Source organism: Pseudomonas syringae group sp. 26L6, from assembly GCF_032587815.1.
Lineage (GTDB): Bacteria > Pseudomonadota > Gammaproteobacteria > Pseudomonadales > Pseudomonadaceae > Aquipseudomonas > Aquipseudomonas amygdali.
In genome coordinates, this window is sequence record NZ_JAWHPJ010000009.1 from 203,526 (window position 1) to 223,609 (window position 20,084).

11 protein-coding genes are annotated in these 20,084 nt (G+C 58.9%); 10 read left to right on the plus strand and 1 reads right to left on the minus strand.

Annotated features, from left to right (window positions below; translation table 11 throughout):
• Positions 1-4 precede the first annotated feature (4 nt).
• From RYA97_RS03515 to RYA97_RS03555, 9 genes are all read left to right on the plus strand, one after another.
• On the plus strand, positions 5-3,685 hold the full coding sequence (locus RYA97_RS03515; RefSeq protein WP_117139914.1) for a translocation/assembly module TamB domain-containing protein: 3,681 nt from the start codon (positions 5-7) through the stop codon (positions 3,683-3,685).
• A gap of 105 nt (positions 3,686-3,790) precedes the next feature.
• Positions 3,791-4,708, plus strand: coding sequence for a LysR family transcriptional regulator (locus RYA97_RS03520; protein WP_005777537.1), 918 nt, complete (start codon positions 3,791-3,793; stop codon positions 4,706-4,708).
• 90 nt (positions 4,709-4,798) lie between these two features.
• Complete coding sequence (tpx, locus tag RYA97_RS03525; RefSeq protein ID WP_005743607.1) at positions 4,799-5,299, plus strand: thiol peroxidase; 501 nt, start codon at positions 4,799-4,801, stop codon at positions 5,297-5,299.
• A gap of 152 nt (positions 5,300-5,451) precedes the next feature.
• The gene (locus RYA97_RS03530) at positions 5,452-6,753 is read left to right on the plus strand and encodes an MdtA/MuxA family multidrug efflux RND transporter periplasmic adaptor subunit (RefSeq protein WP_010202672.1); all 1,302 of its coding nucleotides are present in this window, start codon (positions 5,452-5,454) and stop codon (positions 6,751-6,753) included.
• Positions 6,750-9,860 (plus strand): MdtB/MuxB family multidrug efflux RND transporter permease subunit, encoded by a 3,111-nt coding sequence (locus RYA97_RS03535; protein ID WP_316891882.1) that lies wholly within the window; start codon positions 6,750-6,752, stop codon positions 9,858-9,860. Before RYA97_RS03530 ends, RYA97_RS03535 begins: the two co-directional genes overlap by 4 nt.
• Positions 9,857-12,964: an efflux RND transporter permease subunit gene (locus RYA97_RS03540; RefSeq protein WP_316887019.1), complete on the plus strand. Its 3,108-nt coding sequence runs from the start codon at positions 9,857-9,859 to the stop codon at positions 12,962-12,964. Before RYA97_RS03535 ends, RYA97_RS03540 begins: the two co-directional genes overlap by 4 nt.
• Complete coding sequence (locus RYA97_RS03545; RefSeq protein ID WP_316887020.1) at positions 12,961-14,430, plus strand: efflux transporter outer membrane subunit; 1,470 nt, start codon at positions 12,961-12,963, stop codon at positions 14,428-14,430. The genes RYA97_RS03540 and RYA97_RS03545 overlap by 4 nt, the downstream gene beginning before the upstream one ends.
• A 168-nt stretch (positions 14,431-14,598) precedes the next feature.
• Positions 14,599-16,710 carry a putative bifunctional diguanylate cyclase/phosphodiesterase gene (locus RYA97_RS03550; protein ID WP_117139912.1) on the plus strand — a complete coding sequence of 704 codons (2,112 nt, stop codon included), beginning with the start codon at positions 14,599-14,601 and terminating at the stop codon, positions 16,708-16,710.
• A 102-nt stretch (positions 16,711-16,812) separates the two neighbouring features.
• Positions 16,813-17,559 (plus strand): SDR family oxidoreductase, encoded by a 747-nt coding sequence (locus RYA97_RS03555; RefSeq protein WP_005743615.1) that lies wholly within the window; start codon positions 16,813-16,815, stop codon positions 17,557-17,559.
• A gap of 48 nt (positions 17,560-17,607) precedes the next feature.
• Here RYA97_RS03555 and RYA97_RS03560 read toward each other — a convergent pair whose 3' ends face one another.
• On the minus strand, positions 17,608-17,766 hold the full coding sequence (locus tag RYA97_RS03560; protein ID WP_080164653.1) for a hypothetical protein: 159 nt from the start codon (positions 17,764-17,766) through the stop codon (positions 17,608-17,610).
• Positions 17,767-18,059: 293 nt separating this feature from the next.
• On the opposite strand from RYA97_RS03560, the gene RYA97_RS03565 reads away from it, so the two are divergent.
• A complete protein-coding gene (locus RYA97_RS03565; RefSeq protein WP_316891884.1) occupies positions 18,060-20,078 on the plus strand; it encodes an alpha-1,4-glucan--maltose-1-phosphate maltosyltransferase in 2,019 nt (672 codons plus the stop codon).
• Positions 20,079-20,084: the final 6 nt, after the last annotated feature.

Below are 20,084 nucleotides of genomic sequence, written 5' to 3' on the forward strand. Positions count from 1 at the left end.
CAGGATGAACATCAGGCGTGGTGCAACGATTGCCGGACTGAGCGTGATCGCATTACTGCTGCTGGTGATCGTCAGCGTCGGGGTGCTGCTTGGGACCCAGGCAGGCAGCCGGTGGGCGCTGGCTCGCGTGCCCGGCGTGCAACTGGAAAACTTTCAGGGCCGCCTGGGCGGGCAGTGGAGTGCCGAGCGCCTGGTGTGGCAGCAAGGCGCAGACCGTGTCGAGGTGCATTCTGTCGATTTCGCCTGGACGCCAGCCTGCCTGCTGAAGATGACCTTATGCATTGATCGCCTGCACGCGGGTCAAGTACTGCTGCGCTTTCCTCCAAGCAGTGCGCCGAGCGACGAAAGCCCCATGAATTTGCCAGCCGTCAAGTTGCCGCTCGCCCTGCAACTGGGTGATATACAGCTGGGCAGCCTCCAGCTGGATGGCGTCGAACAGCTGCGCGACCTCAAGCTGGAGGCGCACTGGACCGCCGAAGGCTTGCAAATCGACAGCGCGCACCTGCAACGTGATGCGCTGGTGCTGGACCTCAATGGTCTGCTGAAGCCCGAGGGCGACTGGCCATTGAGCGTAAAAGGTCAGCTGCAACTGCCGCCACAGGACGGTCAGCCCTGGACGCTGGCGCTGGATATTCACGGTGACGTGCTCAAGACCCTGCAACTCAAGGCGGACAGCAGCGGCTATCTACCAGGGCAACTGACCGGTGAGCTGCAACCTTTGACCGAGCATTTGCCAGCACGATTGAAACTGACGGCAGAACATTTCAAACCCAGCGCAGCATTGCCCGATACCCTGCAACTCGACCAGTTGCTGTTGACGGCCGAAGGCGATCTCGACTCGGGTTACCAGATCAACGGCACTGCCAGCCTGCCCGCAGAAAAAGGCCCTGTAGCGTTGTCGTTGCAGGGGCGTGCGGATGCCAACGGGGCAACCATTGCAGCGCTTGATCTGGCCGCCAACGATCAACAGCGTCTGGCCATCAACGGCACGTTGAACTGGCAGAGTGGTTTCTCGGCTGATGCGAGCATCGACTGGCTGGATTTCCCCTGGCAGCGTCTGTATCCGCTGGCGTCCGAACCGCAAGTGTCGTTGCACGCCTTCAAAGGTGAGATTTCCTACACGGACGGCAATTATCTTGGCAATTTCAACGCCAGCCTCAAAGGACCTGCTGGTGCGTTCACGCTGATCAGTCCCTTCAGCGGCAATTTGCAGGAAGTCCATCTGCCGCAACTGGAGCTGGTCGCAGGGCAGGGTAAGGCCAGCGGTTTTCTGAACCTGCAATTTGCCAATGGCTTCGGCTGGGACACTGCACTTGATCTGAGCGCGCTGGACCCTTCATTCTGGGTTGCCGAATTGCCCGGCACACTGGCAGGGCCCTTGCGCAGCAAAGGTCAACGGGTCAACGAGAAGCTTGAACTGACTGCCGACCTGGACCTCAAGGGACGTCTGCGTGGCCAGCCTGCGCTGCTGCAAGCCAAGGCTGACGGTCGTGATCAGCAGTGGAATGTCAGCAATGTGAACATTCGATTGGGTGACAACCGGGTTCAGGGTAATGGCAGTTTGCAGGAGCGTCTCAAAGGGCAGCTGGATCTTGACCTGCCGCGTCTGGCTCAGTTGTGGCCGCGCTTGCAGGGGCAGGCCAAAGGCAGGCTCGACCTGACAGGAACGCTTCAGGCACCGCAAGGGCAACTGGCATTGCAGGGCAGTCAGCTCGCCTTGCAGGACAATCGTCTGCAAAGCCTGACTCTCAATGCCCGCCTGGATCAATCGCAGCGCGCGACCATCAACCTAAAGGGCGTTGGCATTCAGGCCGGCGACACCGGGTTGGGTACGTTGCTGGTGGACGGTCAGGGTACGCTCAAGGCGCAACAATTGAAGCTGGACCTGCAAGGGCCGTTGCTCAAGCTTGCGATCGCATTGGACGGCGGCCTGGACAAGGGCGACTGGCGTGGTCGGCTGGCCAGCGGCACCGTACAGAGCGGCGGACAGAACTGGCGTTTGCAGCAACCGGCGAAGATTGAACGCCTGGCTGATGGTCGGCTGAACTTCGGTGCGCATTGCTGGCTGTCCGGTGCCTCCAGCCTGTGCGGTGGCGATCAACGACTGATGCCGGAGCCACGTTTGCGCTATCAGCTGAAGAACTTTCCGCTCGACAGCCTGGCGCAATGGATGCCAAAGGATTTTGCCTGGCAGGGCGCGCTGAATGCCGACGTTCAGCTTGATCTTCCCGCAGCGGGCCCCTCCGGCAAGGTTACGATTGATGCCGGAGGCGGCACGCTGCGGGTGCGCAACAAAGACCAGTGGCTGGACTTTCCGTATCAGGCACTCAAATTCAACACCACACTGGCACCCAGACGTATCGATACGCGTCTGGATTTCGAAGGCGGCAAGCTGGGCCGGTTACTGCTCAATGCGCAGATCGATCCACTGGCCAGAGACAAGCCTCTATCAGGCGATTTTAGTCTCTCCGGGCTGGACATCTCGGTGGCACGACCCTTTGCGCCAATGGTGCAGAAACTCAATGGCCGCCTGAACGGCAATGGCCGATTGTCAGGCAGCTTGCTGGCACCTCTGGTCAACGGCGGCGTGACACTTGAAGGTGGTGAAGTGGCGGGTGCCGAGTTGCCGATGGAACTGCATGACCTCAAGGTGCAGGCGTTGATCGCCGGAGAGAGCGTACAGCTCACCGGTGGCTGGAAAAGTGGCAGCACCGGGCAGGGGAGCATCGGCGGTCAGGTGGCCTGGGGGCAGAATCTGAACGTTGATGTCAGCCTCAAGGGCGCGCGTCTGCCTATCAATGTCGAGCCCTACGCGGAAGTGGAGGTGGCGCCTGACCTGAAAATTTCCATGCAGGGTGAGCGGCTGGCCATTTCTGGCAAGGTGCTGGTGCCTAAGGGAGCTATCACCGTGCGTGAGCTGCCGCCTTCTACGGTCAAGCTCTCGGGCGATACGGTGATCGTCGGGCAGCAGACCGAGGAGGGCGCGCCACCGCTGGCAGTGGCCATGGATATCGATGTGGAGGTTGGTCAGGAAAAGCTCGCCTTCAGCGGTTTTGGGCTTACTGCCAATCTGGTCGGAAGGGTGCACATTGGCGACAACCTGGACACCCGTGGTGAGCTGAACCTGAATGATGGCCGTTACCGTGCCTACGGGCAGCGGCTGACCATCCGCAAGGCGCGCCTGCTGTTTGCAGGCCCTGTGGACCAGCCCTATCTGGATATCGAGGCCATTCGCCAGACAGATGACGTGATCGCAGGCATTCGTCTGACCGGCAGTGCCGAGCAACCCACCACCGAAGTGTTTTCCGAACCCGCGATGAGCCAGGAGCAGGCGCTCTCCTATCTGGTCATGGGCAGACCGCTGAGTACCTCGGGCGAAGACAACAACATGGTCGCTCAGGCTGCACTGGCGCTTGGCGTTGCCGGTAGCTCGTCGACCACCGGCAAGCTCGCGGACAATCTGGGTATCAAAGACTTCGAACTGGACACCTCGGGAACCGGCGACAAGACCAATGTGGTTGCCAGCGGCAAAATCACCGAGAAGCTCAGCCTGCGTTATGGCGTCGGTGTGTTTGAACCGGCCAATACCATTGCGTTGCGCTATCTGCTCAGCAAGCGCGTGTACCTTGAGGCTGCAAGCGGTGTTGCCAGTTCGCTGGATATTTTCTATAAAAGAGACTTCTGAATACTGGCCTGCGGCTGTAATGGCGCTGGCCTGCGTTCAACCGGTTTACCCTGTTAAAACAGTGTGACCCTTCTCACGCTCTCTCTATTCAGGCTGCCGGTAATCATGGATCGATTCAACGCCATGCGCGTATTCACCCGTATCGTCGAGCTGGGCGGTTTCGCCAGGGCGGCCGAGAGCCTGCATATGCCCCGTGCATCCGTGACGATTCTGATCAAACAACTGGAAGCTCACCTGGGCGTGCAGCTCTTGCAACGCACTACGCGTCAGGTCAGCACCACGCCTGACGGCAAGGCCTACTACCAGCGCTGCGTAAGCCTGCTGGCCGATCTGGATGACGCCGAAGCTTCCTTCTCTGCGGCAGGTGCCGTGCCCAAGGGGTTGCTGCGTGTTGACCTGCCAGTGAGCCTGGGGCGCATGATCGTGATACCCGCGTTGCCTGAATTTGCCCGGCGCTACCCGCAGATCCGGCTGGAAATCGGCATGAGCGACAGACCGGTCGACCTGATCCGCGAGGGCGTGGACTGTGTCTTGCGCGCCGGAGCAGCATTGGACGAAACGCTGGTCGCCAGGCCGCTGGGCAGCCTGACCCAGATCACTTGCGCCAGTCGCGATTACCTGCAGCGATACGGTACGCCGCTGAATCTGCCGGACCTCGCGCAACATCAGGTCATCGAATATTTCTCGACCAGCACGGGCAAGCGCTATGGTCTGGAGTTCATGGCCGGTGGCGTGGAGGTCGATCAAGCGTTGGCCTGTTCTATTTCGGTCAACAGTGCCGACGGTTATGTAGCGGCTTGCGAGGCGGGTTTCGGCCTGATACAGGTGCCGCGTTACCATGTCGCCGCACAATTGCGCAGCGGCATACTGGTCGAGGTGCTGCGGTTGCATCGTCCGCCGCCGCTGGCGTTGACGGTGCTTTACCCACCTCATCGCCAGCTGTCACGACGGATCAGGGTATTCGTCGATTGGCTGGTGGAATTATGTGCCCACCCAGATATCAGGGACAGACTGGTTTCCTGAGAAAATTCGGAATTATCCTATATAGGACACGGCACACTTTCGTGTTTAACTTCCGGTTCTTTTATTCATCTCAAAAAAGGAATGTGTTTCATGGCTCAAGTAACCCTCAAAGGCGGCCCTGTTCAAGTCAATGGCAAGCTGCCTGAAGTCGGCAGCAAGGCACCTGCCTTCACGCTGGTGGGTGAAGGTCTTGCCGACAAGACCCTGGCTGACTTCGCTGGCAAGCGCAAGGTGCTGAACATTTTTCCGAGCGTCGATACACCGACCTGTGCAACGTCGGTACGCAAATTCAACGCCCAGGCAAACGAGCTGAGCAATGCTGTTGTTCTGTGTATCTCTGCTGACCTGCCGTTTGCCCAGTCCCGCTTCTGCGGCTCCGAAGGTCTGGAAAACGTCAAGAACCTGTCTTCTTTCCGCGCTGCCGATTTCAGCGAGCATTACGGCGTTGCAATTGCAGACGGTCCACTGAAAGGTCTGACCGCTCGTGCGGTGGTTGTTCTGGACGAAAACGACAAAGTGCTGCACAGCGAACTGGTAACAGAGATCGCTAACGAACCCGACTACGACGCTGCATTGGCTGTGCTTAAGTAACTTTCCGCAACACTTCGACGGCCTGAATCCGCTCAGGCCGTTTTTTTGTTTGTGCTTCATACGTTTATCGAAAGTAAGTGCTTGGTAAAGGCGCTTTGCTTGTAACGCATCTGTGCTTATTGTTCAGCCTTCTGAAGAAGCCCCCACCTGTAATGGTTGATTTATTCATGCAATCGTCTGGCTCTCGTAAATCCCGTCGCTGGTTGATCAGTTTGTTGATCCTGTTGGTCATTGTTGCCCTGTGCTGGTGGCTCTGGCCTGCCTCCACTCCCGGCAAAGGGGCCGAGAGCAAGAAGCATGGTGCAGGTGGCATGGCGCGGCCTGGCTTCGGTGCATCGGCTGTCGCTGTCCCGGTGCGGGTCGCCCCGGCAACCGAAGGCGATTTCCCTATCTACTACAAGGCGCTTGGCACGGTAACGGCGATGAATACCATCAATGTGCGCAGCCGTGTGGCGGGAGAGCTGGTCAAGCTTTATTTCCAGGAAGGGCAGATGGTCAAGGCGGGTGACCTGCTGGCGGAAATCGATCCGCGCAGCTATCAGGTGGCATTACAGCAGGCCGAAGGTACGCTGGCCACCAATCAGGCGCTGCTCAAGAATGCTCAGCTCGACGTACAGCGTTACCGTGGGCTTTTTGCCGAGGACAGCATTGCCAAGCAGACCCTCGACACTGCCGAGTCGCTGGTCAATCAGTACAAAGGCACGATCAAGACCAATCAGGCTGCCGTGGCTGACGCGAAGCTGAGCCTGGACTTCACACGCATTCGTGCGCCTATTGCAGGTCGTGTCGGCCTCAAACAGCTGGATGTCGGCAACCTGGTTGCCGCCAACGACACCACGGCGCTGGTGGTGATTACCCAGACCCAGCCCATTTCGGTCGCCTTCACGCTCCCGGAAAAGGACCTGTCGAAAGTCATTTCCCGATACCGCACCGGCGACAAGTTGCCCGTCGAAGCCTGGGACCGTGGCGATACGAAAATGCAGGCTTCCGGTGTACTCGCCAGCCTCGATAACCAGATCGATGTGACGACCGGCACACTGAAGTTCAAGGCCCGTTTCGATAACGGTGACGAGATCCTGTTCCCCAACCAGTTCGTCAATGTGCGTCTGCGCGCCGATACGTTGAAACAGGTGACACTGGTGCCAACGGCTGCCGTGCAGTTCGGCACCGACGGGACCTTTGTCTATGTCCTGGACGGTGACAAGAAGGTCAAACTCAAATTGTTGAAGACCGGCCCGAGCGACGAGACATCGACGGTGATCACCGAAGGTCTGGCAGCCGGCGAACGGGTCGTGCTTGAAGGCACTGACCGTCTGCGCGACGGCGCTGAAGTCGAGGTCGTCAACGACAGCAAGGATGTACCGGCGGGTCCGGTTCAGAAGCTGCAGGGCAAGCCTGACAGCAAGACTGACAAGTCGGCAGCACTCGGCAAGGTGGAAAAACCAAACGTATGAACATGTCGCGCCTGTTCATCCTGCGTCCGGTTGCCACCACGCTGAGTATGCTGGCAATCGTCCTGGCGGGTCTGATCGCCTACACCTTGCTGCCGGTGTCGGCGCTGCCTCAGGTCGACTATCCGACCATTCGGGTGATGACGCTGTATCCCGGTGCCAGTCCGCAGGTCATGACCAGCTCCGTCACTGCGCCTCTTGAGCGTCAATTCGGGCAGATGCCCGGTTTGACCCAGATGGCCTCGACGAGCTCGGGCGGCGCGTCGGTCATTACTTTGCGTTTCAGCCTCGAAATCAATATGGATGTGGCTGAGCAGCAGGTCCAGGCCGCGATCAACGCGGCCACCAACCTTCTGCCTACCGATCTTCCGGCACCGCCGGTCTATAACAAGGTCAACCCGGCAGACACGCCGGTTCTGACCCTGGCGATTACCTCGAAAACCATGCTGCTGCCCAAGCTCAATGATCTGGTCGATACACGCATGGCGCAGAAAATCTCGCAGATCAGCGGTGTCGGCATGGTCAGCGTTGCCGGCGGCCAGCGTCAGGCTGTGCGGATCAAGGTCAATCCGGAAGCGCTGGCCGCCAACAGCCTGAACCTGTCTGATGTGCGGACCCTGATCGGCGCGTCCAACGTCAACCAGCCCAAGGGTAACTTCGACGGGCCAACCCGGGTTTCGATGCTGGATGCCAACGACCAGTTGAAGTCTCCAGAGGAGTACGCCAACCTTATTCTGGCCTACAAGGATGGCGCTCCCCTGCGTCTGAAGGATGTGGCCGAAATCGTCGACGGTGCCGAAAACGAACGTCTGGCGGCCTGGGCCAATCGGAGTCAGGCGGTGCTGCTGAACATTCAGCGCCAGCCGGGCGCCAACGTGATCGAAGTGGTCGACCGGATCAAGGCATTGCTGCCGTCAATCACCGAGAACCTTCCGGCCGGCCTCGACGTCGTGGTCCTGACGGACCGCACTCAGACGATCCGCGCGTCGGTGACCGATGTTCAGCACGAACTGTTGATCGCGATTATCCTGGTGGTGCTGGTAACCTTCCTGTTCCTGCGTCGTTTCAGCGCGACGATCATTCCCTCTATCGCCGTCCCGCTGTCACTGGTAGGCACCTTCGGCGTCATGTACCTGGCGGGCTTCTCGGTCAACAACCTCACGCTGATGGCCATGACCATCGCGACCGGTTTCGTTGTTGATGACGCCATCGTGATGCTGGAAAACATCTCCCGGCATATCGAGGAGGGCGAAACACCTCTGCAGGCCGCCCTGAAGGGCGCGAAACAGATCGGTTTCACCCTGATTTCCCTGACCCTGTCGCTGATTGCAGTACTGATCCCGCTGTTATTCATGGCTGATGTGGTCGGGCGGCTGTTTCGCGAGTTCGCGATAACCCTGGCAGTCGCCATCCTGATATCGCTGGTGGTATCGCTGACCCTGACGCCCATGATGTGCGCGCGGTTGCTCAAGCGCGAGCCAAAGGAAGAAGAGCAGAGCCGTTTCTATCGTGCCAGCGGTGCCTGGATCGACTGGCTGATCGATATCTACGCGGGCGGGTTGCGCTGGGTGCTCAGGCATCAACCACTGACCCTGTTGGCGGCATTGGCCACTCTGGCACTGACTGTGCTGCTGTACATCGTTGTGCCCAAGGGCTTCTTTCCGGTGCAGGACACCGGCGTGATCCAGGGTATTTCGGAAGCGCCACAGTCGGTCTCCTTTGCTGCCATGAGCCAGCGTCAGCAGGCGCTGGCTGACATCATTCTCAAAGACCCTGCAGTGGTCAGTCTGTCTTCCTACATTGGTGTTGACGGTGATAACGCAACGCTCAACAGCGGGCGTCTGCTGATCAACCTCAAGCCCCACGCAGAGCGTGACCTCACCGCATCCGAGGTGATCCAGCGCCTGCAGCCAGAGGTAGACAAGCTTTCGGACATTCGTCTGTTCATGCAGCCGGTGCAAGACCTGACCATTGAAGACCGGGTCAGTCGTACTCAGTACCAGTTCAGCATGTCATCGCCCGACGCCGAGCTGCTGACGCTGTGGAGCGAAAGGCTGGTCGAGGCGCTCGGCAAACGGTCCGAGTTGACGGATGTGGCCAGCGACCTGCAGGACAAGGGCCTGCAGGTATATCTGAACATCGATCGTGATGCGGCCAGTCGGGTAGGGGTCACCGTTGCAAATATTACCGATGCGCTGTACGACGCATTCGGTCAGCGACAGATTTCCACCATCTATACCCAGGCCAGCCAGTACCGCGTGGTGCTGCAAGCCGCGTCGGGCAGTGAGCTCGGTCCTGCCGCACTTGAGCAGATCCACGTCAAGACCACCGATGGCGCACAGGTAAAACTGTCGAGCCTGGCACGCGTCGAGCAGCGTCAGGCGCAGTTGGCCATCGCTCACCTCGGGCAGTTTCCGGCAGTGATGATGTCGTTCAACCTTGCGCCCGGCGTTGCATTGGGCAAGGCCGTGCAGGTCATCGAACAGGTTGAGCAGGACATCGGCATGCCGATTGGTGTGCAGACCCAGTTTCAGGGCGCTGCCGAGGCATTTCAGGCATCGTTGTCGAGCACGTTGCTGCTGATTCTGGCGGCTGTAGTGACCATGTACATCGTGCTGGGCGTGCTCTACGAGAGCTATATCCACCCGATCACCATCCTCTCGACACTGCCGTCGGCAGCAGTGGGTGCCTTGCTGGCCTTGCTGATCAGCGGAAATGATCTGGGGATGATCGCGATCATCGGTATCATTTTGCTGATCGGCATCGTCAAGAAGAACGCGATCATGATGATCGACTTCGCGCTCGACGCAGAGCGCAACCGGGGTGTTGCACCGGAAACGGCGATCTACGAAGCGGCGCTGCTGCGTTTCCGGCCGATTCTCATGACCACCCTGGCAGCATTGTTCGGCGCCATTCCGTTGATGCTTGCCAGCGGCTCCGGCGCAGAGTTGCGCCAGCCACTGGGGCTGGTGATGGTCGGCGGTCTGCTGGTCAGCCAGGTACTGACGCTGTTTACCACGCCGGTCATCTATCTGTATTTCGACCGGCTTGGCCGTCGCTGGAGTCGCAGGCCTGCCGACCCGGACCGGCTGGAACGGGCTGACGCATGAACCTGTCCGCACCGTTTATCCGTCGCCCGGTTGCGACCGTACTGCTGAGCCTGGCGATCCTGCTGCTGGGCGCGGTCAGCTTCCGCTTGTTGCCGGTCGCGCCGTTGCCGAATATGGACTTCCCGGTGATTGTGGTGTCCGCCAGTCTGGCGGGTGCCAGCCCCGAGGTAATGGCCTCCACTGTGGCCACTCCGCTGGAGCGTTCGCTGGGCAGTATTGCCGGGGTCAATACCATGACCAGCAATTCAAGCCAGGGCACGACACGGATCATTCTGCAGTTCGATCTCAATCGCGACATCAATGGCGCGGCGCGGGAAGTGCAGGCGGCAATCAATGCTTCACGCAACCTGCTGCCCAGCGGTATGCGCAGCATGCCGACCTACAAGAAGGTCAACCCGTCCCAGGCGCCGATCATGGTCCTGTCTATGACGTCGACGGTGCTGGAAAAAGGTCAGCTTTACGACCTGGCATCCACCATCCTGTCACAGAGCCTGTCGCAGGTTTCCGGGGTCGGCGAAGTGCAGATCGGCGGCAGTTCGCTGCCAGCGGTGCGTATCGAGCTGGAGCCACAGATGCTCTCCCAGTACGGCGTATCGCTTGACGACGTGCGTACCGCGATTACCGGTGCGAACGTGCGGCGGCCAAAGGGTTTTGTGGAGGATGATCAGCATAACTGGCAGGTTCAGGCCAACGACCAGCTGGAAACCGCAAAGGACTATGCGCCGCTGATCATTCGCTACAAGGATGGGGCGACCTTGCGCCTCAAGGACGTCGCGAAAGTCAGCGATGCCGTGGAAGATCGCTACAACAGCGGGTTTTATAACAATGACCGGGCGGTGTTACTGGTCGTCAACCGCCAGGCGGGTGCCAACATCATTGAAACCGTGGCGCAGATCAAGGCGCAATTGCCAGCCCTGCGGGCCGTGCTGCCTGCCAGCGTGAGCCTCAACGTCGCGATGGATCGCTCGCCGGTGATCAAGGCGACGCTTCACGAGGCAGAGATGACCCTGCTGATTGCCGTGGTTCTGGTGGTGATGGTGGTATTTCTGTTTCTCGGCAGTTTTCGCGCATCGCTGATCCCCACTCTGGCGGTTCCGGTATCGCTGGTAGGCACCTTTGCGATCATGCACCTGCTCGGTTTTTCCCTGAACAATCTGTCGTTGATGGCCTTGATCCTCGCCACCGGACTTGTGGTGGACGATGCAATCGTGGTGCTGGAAAACATTTCCCGGCACATTCACAACGGTCTCGACCCCATGAAAGCGGCCTTTCTGGGGGCCAAAGAGGTGGGCTTCACCTTGCTGTCGATGAACGTCTCGCTGGTGGCGGTGTTCATTTCCATTCTGTTCATGGGTGGGCTGGTCGAAAGTCTGTTTCGCGAGTTTTCCATTACCTTGTCGGTGTCGATCGTCGTCTCGCTGATCGTATCCCTGACCCTGACGCCGATGTTGTGCGCGCGCTGGCTCAAACCCCACGATTCGGGCAAGGACAATGCCTTTCAGCGCTGGAGCGAGCGGGTCAACGACCGCATGGTCGCTGGCTATGACCGCTCGCTCGGCTGGGTCATGCGGCATCGCAGGCTGACACTGCTCAGCCTGCTGATTACCGTTGTGGTGAATGTCGCGCTGTATGTGGTGGTGCCCAAGACCTTTCTGCCACAGCAGGACACCGGGCAACTGATGGGTTTTGTACGCGGTGACGACGGTCTTTCGTTCTCGGTCATGCAGCCGAAAATGGAAATCTTTCGCCGTTCGATTCTGGCAGACCCTGCGGTGGAGAGCGTTGCCGGTTTTATCGGCGGTAGCGGTGGCACCAATAACGCCTTCATGATCGTACGCCTCAAGCCGATTGCCGAGCGCAAGCTGTCTGCCGAAAAAGTGGTCGAGCGCCTGCGCAAGAACATGCCGCATGTGCCCGGTGGCAGACTATTTCTGGCGCCTGATCAGGACCTGCAACTGGGGGGTGGTCGCGAGCAGACCAGTTCGCAGTATCAGTACATTGTGCAAAGTGCAGACCTGAGCAGCCTGCGGCTGTGGTATCCGAAGATCGTTGCGGCGCTCAAATCGATTCCGGAGCTGACGGCCATTGACGCCAGGGAAGGGCGTGGGGCGCAGCAAGTGACCCTGGTGGTCAATCGTGATACGGCCAAACGGCTGGGCATCGATATGAACACGGTCACGGCGGTGCTCAACAATGCCTACAGCCAGCGTCAGGTCTCGACCATCTATGACAGCCTTAACCAGTACAAGGTGGTGATGGAGGTCAATCCCAAATACGCTCAGGACCCGGCGACGCTCGAGCAGGTTCAGGTGATTACTGCCGACGGGCAGCGCGTGCCGCTGTCGAGCATTGCTCATTACGAGCGCAGTCTGGCGAATGATCGGGTTTCGCATGACGGTCAGTTCGCTGCCGAAAACATTTCCTTTGATCTGGCCGAAGGTGCCAGCCTCGACAAGGCGACGGTGGCTATCGAGCGCGCAATTGCCGCCATCGGACTGCCGTCCGACATCATTTCCAAGATGGCCGGGACCGCCAACGCCTTCGCCTCAACCCAGAAAAGCCAGCCCTGGATGATTCTCGGTGCGTTGCTGGCGGTGTATCTGGTGCTGGGGATTCTTTATGAAAGCTACATCCATCCATTGACGATACTCTCGACACTGCCATCGGCAGGCGTGGGTGCATTGCTGACGATCTATGTGCTTGGCAGCGAATTCAGCCTGATCTCCCTGTTAGGGCTGTTCCTGCTGATTGGCGTGGTTAAGAAGAACGCAATCATGATGATCGACCTGGCCCTGCACCTTGAACGTGATCAGGGAATGACGCCGCAAGAGTCGATACGCAGTGCATGCCTGCAACGCCTGCGCCCCATTCTGATGACCACGATGGCCGCCATTCTGGGTGCATTGCCGCTGCTGCTAAGTACCGCGGAGGGCGCTGAAATGCGCAAGCCGCTGGGCCTGACCATTATTGGTGGGCTGATCTTCAGCCAGATCCTGACCCTCTACACCACCCCGGTGGTTTACCTTTATCTCGACCGTCTGCGCCATCGTTACAATAAATGGCGTGGCGTGCGTACCGATGCTGCTCTGGAAACCCCGCTATGACCGAACGCCTGGCCTTTATATCCCGCCCGACAGGGCTGATTCGTCCACTCGCGCTGGGGCTCTGCGTTGTGCTGCTCAGCGCTTGCGCTGTTGGTCCGGATTACCAGAAACCGTCGATGGCCGCGCCTGCGAAGTTCAAGGCCGCTGAAGGCTGGCGTGCAGCTACACCCAGTGATGCGATGGCCAAAGGTGCGTGGTGGGAGGTGTACAGGGATCCGCAACTGAATGCGCTGGTCGAACGGCTCAACACCTCCAACCAGACCGTCGCCCAGTACGATGCGCAGTACCGGCAGGCACAAGCACTGGTGCGTAGCTCCAGAGGCGCATTTCTGCCGACACTGGATCTGACCACCGGCAAGACCCGCTCGGGGCAGGGCACAGGCACATCCAATACCGGTACGAATACCGGCGCCTCGGGAATTCGCAACAGTTACAACGCTCAACTGGGCGTCAGTTGGGAAGCCGATGTGTGGGGCAAGTTGCGCCGTGGGCTGGAGGCTGACACCGCCAGTGCGCAGGCAAGTCTTGCGGACCTGGCAGCGATGCGCCTCAGCCTGCAATCGGAGCTGGTGCAGAATTATCTGCAATTGCGGGTCATTGACGAACAGAAACGTCTGCTGGAATCCACTGTGGACACCTATCAGCGCTCTCTGACCCTCACCCAGAATCAATACCGCGCCGGTATTTCAGGAAGTGACGCTGTCGCCCAGGCGCAGACACAGTTGAAAAGCACTCAGGCCGACCTGATCGATCTGGCCTGGCAGCGTGCACAATTCGAGAACGCCATAGCCGTGCTGATGGGTATGGCGCCCGCTGACTTCAATCTGCCGGCCAGCACTTCGATTCCGCAATTGCCGCAGATCCCGCCAGGGCTGCCGTCACAGTTGCTTGAACGCCGACCGGACATTGCCGCGGCCGAACGCTCGGTCATGGCGGCCAATGCCAACATCGGCGTCGCCAAGGCCGCTTACTACCCAGACTTCACGCTGAGCATGAGCGGCGGTTACAGCAGCAGTACGTTCGCCAACTGGATCAGCCTGCCCAACCGCTTCTGGTCGGTAGGGCCGCAACTGGCGTTGACGTTGTTCGACGGTGGCAGGCGGACGGCGGAAGTTGATCGTACCGAGGCCGTGTACGACCAGACTGTCGCCCAGTACCGGCAGACCGTGCTGAATGGTTTTCAGGAAGTCGAAAATTACCTCGTTCAACTCAAGGTCTACGAGCAGGAGGCCGCCGTGCGCCAGGAAGCGCTGGTATCGGCTCGCGACTCGTTGCGCCTGACCAACAACCAGTACAAGGCCGGGCTGATCGGTTATCTTGACGTCGTCAACGTACAGGCCACTGCTTTGAGCAATGAACGCAGTGTGCTGAACGTCCTGCAAAGTCGCTTGATTGCCAGCGTTCAGTTGATTGCCGCATTGGGTGGCGGCTGGAATGCCGAAACAGGTTTGACCCTCAGGGAGTGAGTGCTTCACGGAGCAAAGGCGTTTTTTCTTGAACTGTTCGTGATAAATGAAAAATCAATAGCTAGTTGCCATCTTTTCGACCAGATACCGCGACATTTGGCAGCTATTGCGTACAATCATCCCCCGCAGTATCGGCATGGACGCGCTCATTGGGCTCCAGGTGCGTTTATGTTGATTGGCAGCTACACCCCGTCGCTCGTCGTGGTCTCCGTTCTCGTCGCAATTGTTGCTGCGTACACTGCTCTCGATCTGGTTGGCCGTATTGTTTCGGCCAGGGGCCGCGCCGTTTATGTATGGATTGCGGGCGGCGCATTCGCAATGGGCGTTGGCAGTTGGTCGACGCACTTCATCGGTATGCTGGCATTCGTCCTGCCTATCGACGTTGGCTATGATGTGCCGTTGGCGCTGTTGTCCTTGCTGATCGCAATACTGTCTTCCGGTTTCGCGCTGTGGCTGGCCGCCCGGCCGCTGTTATCCGCCGCGCAGATTGGCCTGGGTGGGTTGTTGCTGGGGCTTGGCATCAGCGCCATGCATTACACCGGCATGGCGGCAATGCGCATGCAACCCGGCATCGAATACACGCCCTGGTTGTTTGCGCTTTCCCTGGCGATCAGCATTGCCGCCTCTGCGGCGGCGTTATGGATAGCGTTTCGTCTTCGCCAGCAAAGGCCCAGGGTATACCTGATGCGTGCGGTAGCGGCAATTCTGCTGGGAACGGCCATCATCGGTATGCATTACACCGGCATGGCGGCGGCCACCTTTGCCGATGGCAGCTTTTGTGGTGCGTTGCCCGATGGATTGAGCAGCAATGGACTGGACAGGATTGTTCTGGTCGCCAGTCTTTCGATACTGGGTATCGCGCTGTTCAGTTGTATTCTCGACTCCCACCTCGAGACACGTACCGCTGTCCTGGCCAATTCCCTGACTGAAGCCAATCAGGAGCTTACCCACCTGGCTCTGCATGACAACCTCACCGGGCTGCCGAACCGTGTGTTGTTGACGGATCGCATCGAGCAGGCGATGAAGAAAGTCAGCGAAAGCGGCGGCTGCTTTGCGTTGATGTTCATGGACCTGGATGGTTTCAAACCGGTGAATGACGCATTCGGCCACCATACCGGGGACTTGCTGTTGCGGCAGGTCGCTTTGCGTCTTCGTAACAACCTGCACCGGCACGACACGCTGGCAAGGATCGGTGGTGATGAATTCGTGCTGCTGGTCGAACTGCATGACCCGCAGGATGCGTTGGCTGTCGCAACGCGTCAGGTCAATGAAATAGGCAATCCGTTTACCATCGGCGAGCATCAATTGCAGATCTCGCTGAGCATCGGCATCTGCATGTACCCGGGCAATGGCAATACCCAGCACGAACTTCTGATCAACGCCGATGCCGCCATGTATCACACCAAAGCGGCCGGCAAGAACGGCTACAGCTTTTTCGATGCGTCGATGAACAGCAACGCACGCAATCAGCTGCAGATGTCTCAGGACTTGCGTAAGGCGATCAAGCACAGGCAGTTCTGTATCTATTACCAGCCCAAGTTCGACGCTTTGACCGGATTGCCCCTCGGCGCAGAAGCGCTATTGCGCTGGAACCATCCGGAACAAGGCGTTATGGGCCCCGATCAGTTCATCGCCATGGCAGAGAAAACCGGGCTGATCATTCAGATCGGCGAGTGGGTACTGGATGAGGCTTGCCGACAGATGCGTGAGTGGTACACCCAGGGCTACGCGCACTGGCGCATTGCGGTGAACCTGTCAGCGTTGCAGTTCTGTCATGCCGGGCTGGTCACTGCGGTGGCGGATACCCTGGCCAGACATCAGCTCCCGGCCAACTGCCTGACCCTGGAAATCACCGAGACTACGGCCATGCATGACGCCGATGCCAGCCTGGCGGTGTTGCAAAGGCTGTCGGAAATGGGCGTGGATCTATCGATTGACGATTTTGGCACCGGTTACTCCAGCCTTATGTACCTGAAGCGCCTACCCGCCAATGAAATCAAGATTGATCGAGGTTTTGTGCGTGACCTTGAGCATGACACCGACGATGCCGCCATCGTGTCGGCCATCGTTGCGGTAGGGCAGGCGTTGAACCTGCGGATCGTCGCCGAAGGCGTAGAAACAGCGGTTCAGAAGCGCTTCCTGACGCACTTGGGATGTCACTCCCTGCAAGGCTTCCTGCTCGGTTATCCTTTGCCGGCTGAGCAATTTCTCGACGAAATTCGCGCCGCCGAGGCGAAAGTGGCAATCGACGTGCCCGATGTTGGGCAACCGGCTTTCTGAAGCGCATGGATGGCGCTGGACGGCAAAGGCTGGCACGATCAGAAACGTCTGGCTAACCTGCGGGTGTTAGCTGCGCCTTGATGCTGGCTTCAGAGAAAAATCATGGAAAAAGTCCTCATTATTACCGGTGGCTCGCGCGGAATCGGCGCAGCCACTGCGCGTCTGGCCGCTGTACAGGGCTATCGGATCTGTATCAATTATCTGTCTGACCATGCCGCAGCCGAAAAGACGGCAGGTCAGGTCAGGGCCTTGGGTGCTCAGGCGATCACCTTGCAGGCCGACGTCAGCAACGAAGACGAGATCATGCGCCTGTTCTCCAGGGTCGATTCGGAACTCGGCCGCGTTACCCATCTGGTCAACAATGCAGGCACGCTCGCTCAGGCTTCTAGAGTCGAGGACATGTCCGAATTCCGCATGCTTAAAATGATGATGAGCAACGTCGTCGGGCCGATGCTGTGCAGCAAACATGCCTTGTTACGCATGCTGCCGAGTCACGGCGGGCACGGTGGCAGCATCGTCAACGTATCCTCGCTCGCGGCCCGTCTGGGCTCGGCAGGCGAATATGTAGACTACGCGGCTTCGAAAGGCGCGCTGGACACGTTCACCATCGGGCTTTCCAAGGAAGTGGCCGGGGAGAACATTCGCGTCAACGCAGTGCGGCCAGGGTTCATCTTCACCGACTTTCACGCCCTGAGCGGCGATCCGTTCCGCGTCAGCAAACTCGAGGGCGCACTGCCAATGGGCCGTGGCGGTACGGCGGAGGAAGTGGCCGAGGCCATTCTCTGGTTGCTGTCGGACAACGCGTCGTATGCCACTGGAACGTTCATCGATCTGGCGGGCGGGCGCTGAAGGCGTGCATGATCTGGCAAGCGCCTTCAGACACCGCTTACTGATCCGTCACACTGTTACAGGTGGCGCATTGGCGGGCGGATCGCCTACCGGCGTCTGATTGGGTGGCGGCGTTGAGGGCGGTGGCTCCTGCTCGGGTACTGGCTCGGGCAGAACAGGGTCGTCGATGTTTGGATCAGGTACTTCTACAGGATTGGGTAGAGTCATGGTTGCTGCCTCCTTGTTGACCCTTTTTACGACCCCCCGGCCTGATTGATGATTCAATTGATTTGAACCGGATAACCCTTGCCCGATTGTTCTGCCCTGCGTTTGGCTCATGTTCAATGCGCCCACCTGACAACCTCAAAACCTTTGAACTTTACCTTCGTTGACCGCTCGGAACCTAGGCAGCTGAATTCGACGAGTCTTCTGCATTTCGCGATTGTCCGCTGCCATACCGTCAATTTTTCCATTGCATGGAATGCACAGGAGCGTCCCTGGGGCGTGAGGAGTGATGCTCGATGAGTGAACAGCCATACGGTCCGGATTCCCTGGCCACCGATGTACCGCACCCAACCCAACCCTTGTCACTGACCCAGGCGCTGCAATTGCCCCGCATCGTGATCGAAGACACGTTGCCAGTGATCGACGGTGGCCTGTTTGCGGCCAAGGCGATCATCGGGCAACCGGTCACCGTGACCAGCAAGGTCTACGCCGACGGGCACGACAAGATGGCGGTCAATATCCGCTGGCGTGCTGCCGATGAGGACACCTGGCATAGCGCGCCAATGCACGAACTGGGCAATGACAGCTGGGTCGGTGAGTTCACCCCGACTTCGGTCAGTCGCTATGTGTTTCGCCTTGAAGCCTGGATCGATCAGTTCGGCAGCTATCGTTATGAACTGGACAAAAAGTTCGGCGCTGGCGTGCCTGTCGACCTGGAACTGGAAGAGGGGCGCATTCATCTGGTGCATGCCGCTGAGCGCAGCCAGCACGAGCAGCGCCAGCAGATTGAAAGCCTGCTAGGTCAGCTGGAGCAGGGCGATAAAGACGAGAAAGTCGCGTTGCTGTTGCACAGCGAAACCGCAAACCTGATGAAGCTGGCTGATAATCAGGCCTTCCTGAGTCGTAGCGTTGAATTTCCGCTGGATGTCGAGCGTGAGCTGGCGCAGTTCGCCAGCTGGTACGAGCTGTTTCCTCGCTCGATCACTGATGACCCTGCGCGCCACGGCACCTTCAACGATGTCCATTCGCGTCTGCCGATCATCCGCGACATGGGTTTCGACGTGTTGTACTTCCCGCCGATTCACCCTATCGGCCGTGCCCATCGCAAGGGGCCGAACAACTCTCTGACCGCAGGGCCGGATGATCCGGGCAGCCCGTACGCAATTGGCAGCGAGGATGGCGGCCATGAAGCCATTCACCCGCAGTTGGGCAGCCGTGAAGACTTCCGTAACCTGGTGAAGGCTGCGGCCGATCACGGGCTGGAAATCGCACTGGACTTCGCCATTCAATGTTCGCAGGACCACCCTTGGCTCAAGCAGCATCCGGGCTGGTTCTCATGGCGTCCGGACGGCACGATCCGCTATGCGGAAAACCCGCCGAAGAAGTATCAGGACATCGTTAACGTCGATTTCTACGCGCCTGATGCCATTCCTGGTCTGTGGCTGGAATTGCGTGACATCGTTCTGGGCTGGGTGAATGAAGGCGTGAAGATTTTCCGCGTCGATAATCCGCACACCAAGCCGCTGCCTTTCTGGCAGTGGATGATTGGCGAGGTGCGCAATCAGCATCCTGAGGTCATGTTCCTTGCCGAAGCGTTCACCAAGCCTGCCATGATGGCGCGGCTGGGCAAGGTCGGTTACAGCCAGAGCTACACGTATTTCACATGGCGCAACACCAAGGCAGAGCTGTCCGAGTATTTCACCCAGCTAAACGACGTGCCTTGGCGTGATTGCTATCGCCCGAACTTTTTCGTCAACACACCTGATATCAACCCGCGCTTCCTGCACGAGTCTGGCCGTCCTGGATTTCTGATCCGTGCAGCGCTGGCCACCATGGGCTCCGGGCTGTGGGGCATGTATTCGGGGTTTGAGTTGTGTGAAGCGGCACCGATTCCCGGCAAGGAAGAGTATCTGGACTCGGAAAAGTACGAGATTCGCGTTCGGGACTATGCCGCACCGGGCAACATCATTGCCGAGATCGCCCAGCTTAACCGCATTCGCAGGCAGAACCCCGCGCTGCAAACGCACTTGGGCTTGAAACTGTATAACGCGTGGAATGACAACATTCTGTACTTCGGCAAGCGTTCGGCGGATGGCAGCAACTTCATTCTGATTGCCGTCAACCTTGACCCCTTCAACGCACAGGACGCAGATTTCGAGCTGCCGCTGTGGGAAATGGGCCTGCCGGATGACGCGGCGACGTCGGGTGAAGACCTGATGACCGGACACCGCTGGACCTGGTACGGCAAGTATCAGCACACGCGTCTTGATCCATCACAACCGTTTGGAATCTGGCGTATCCAGGCTGCGCAATAACACTCC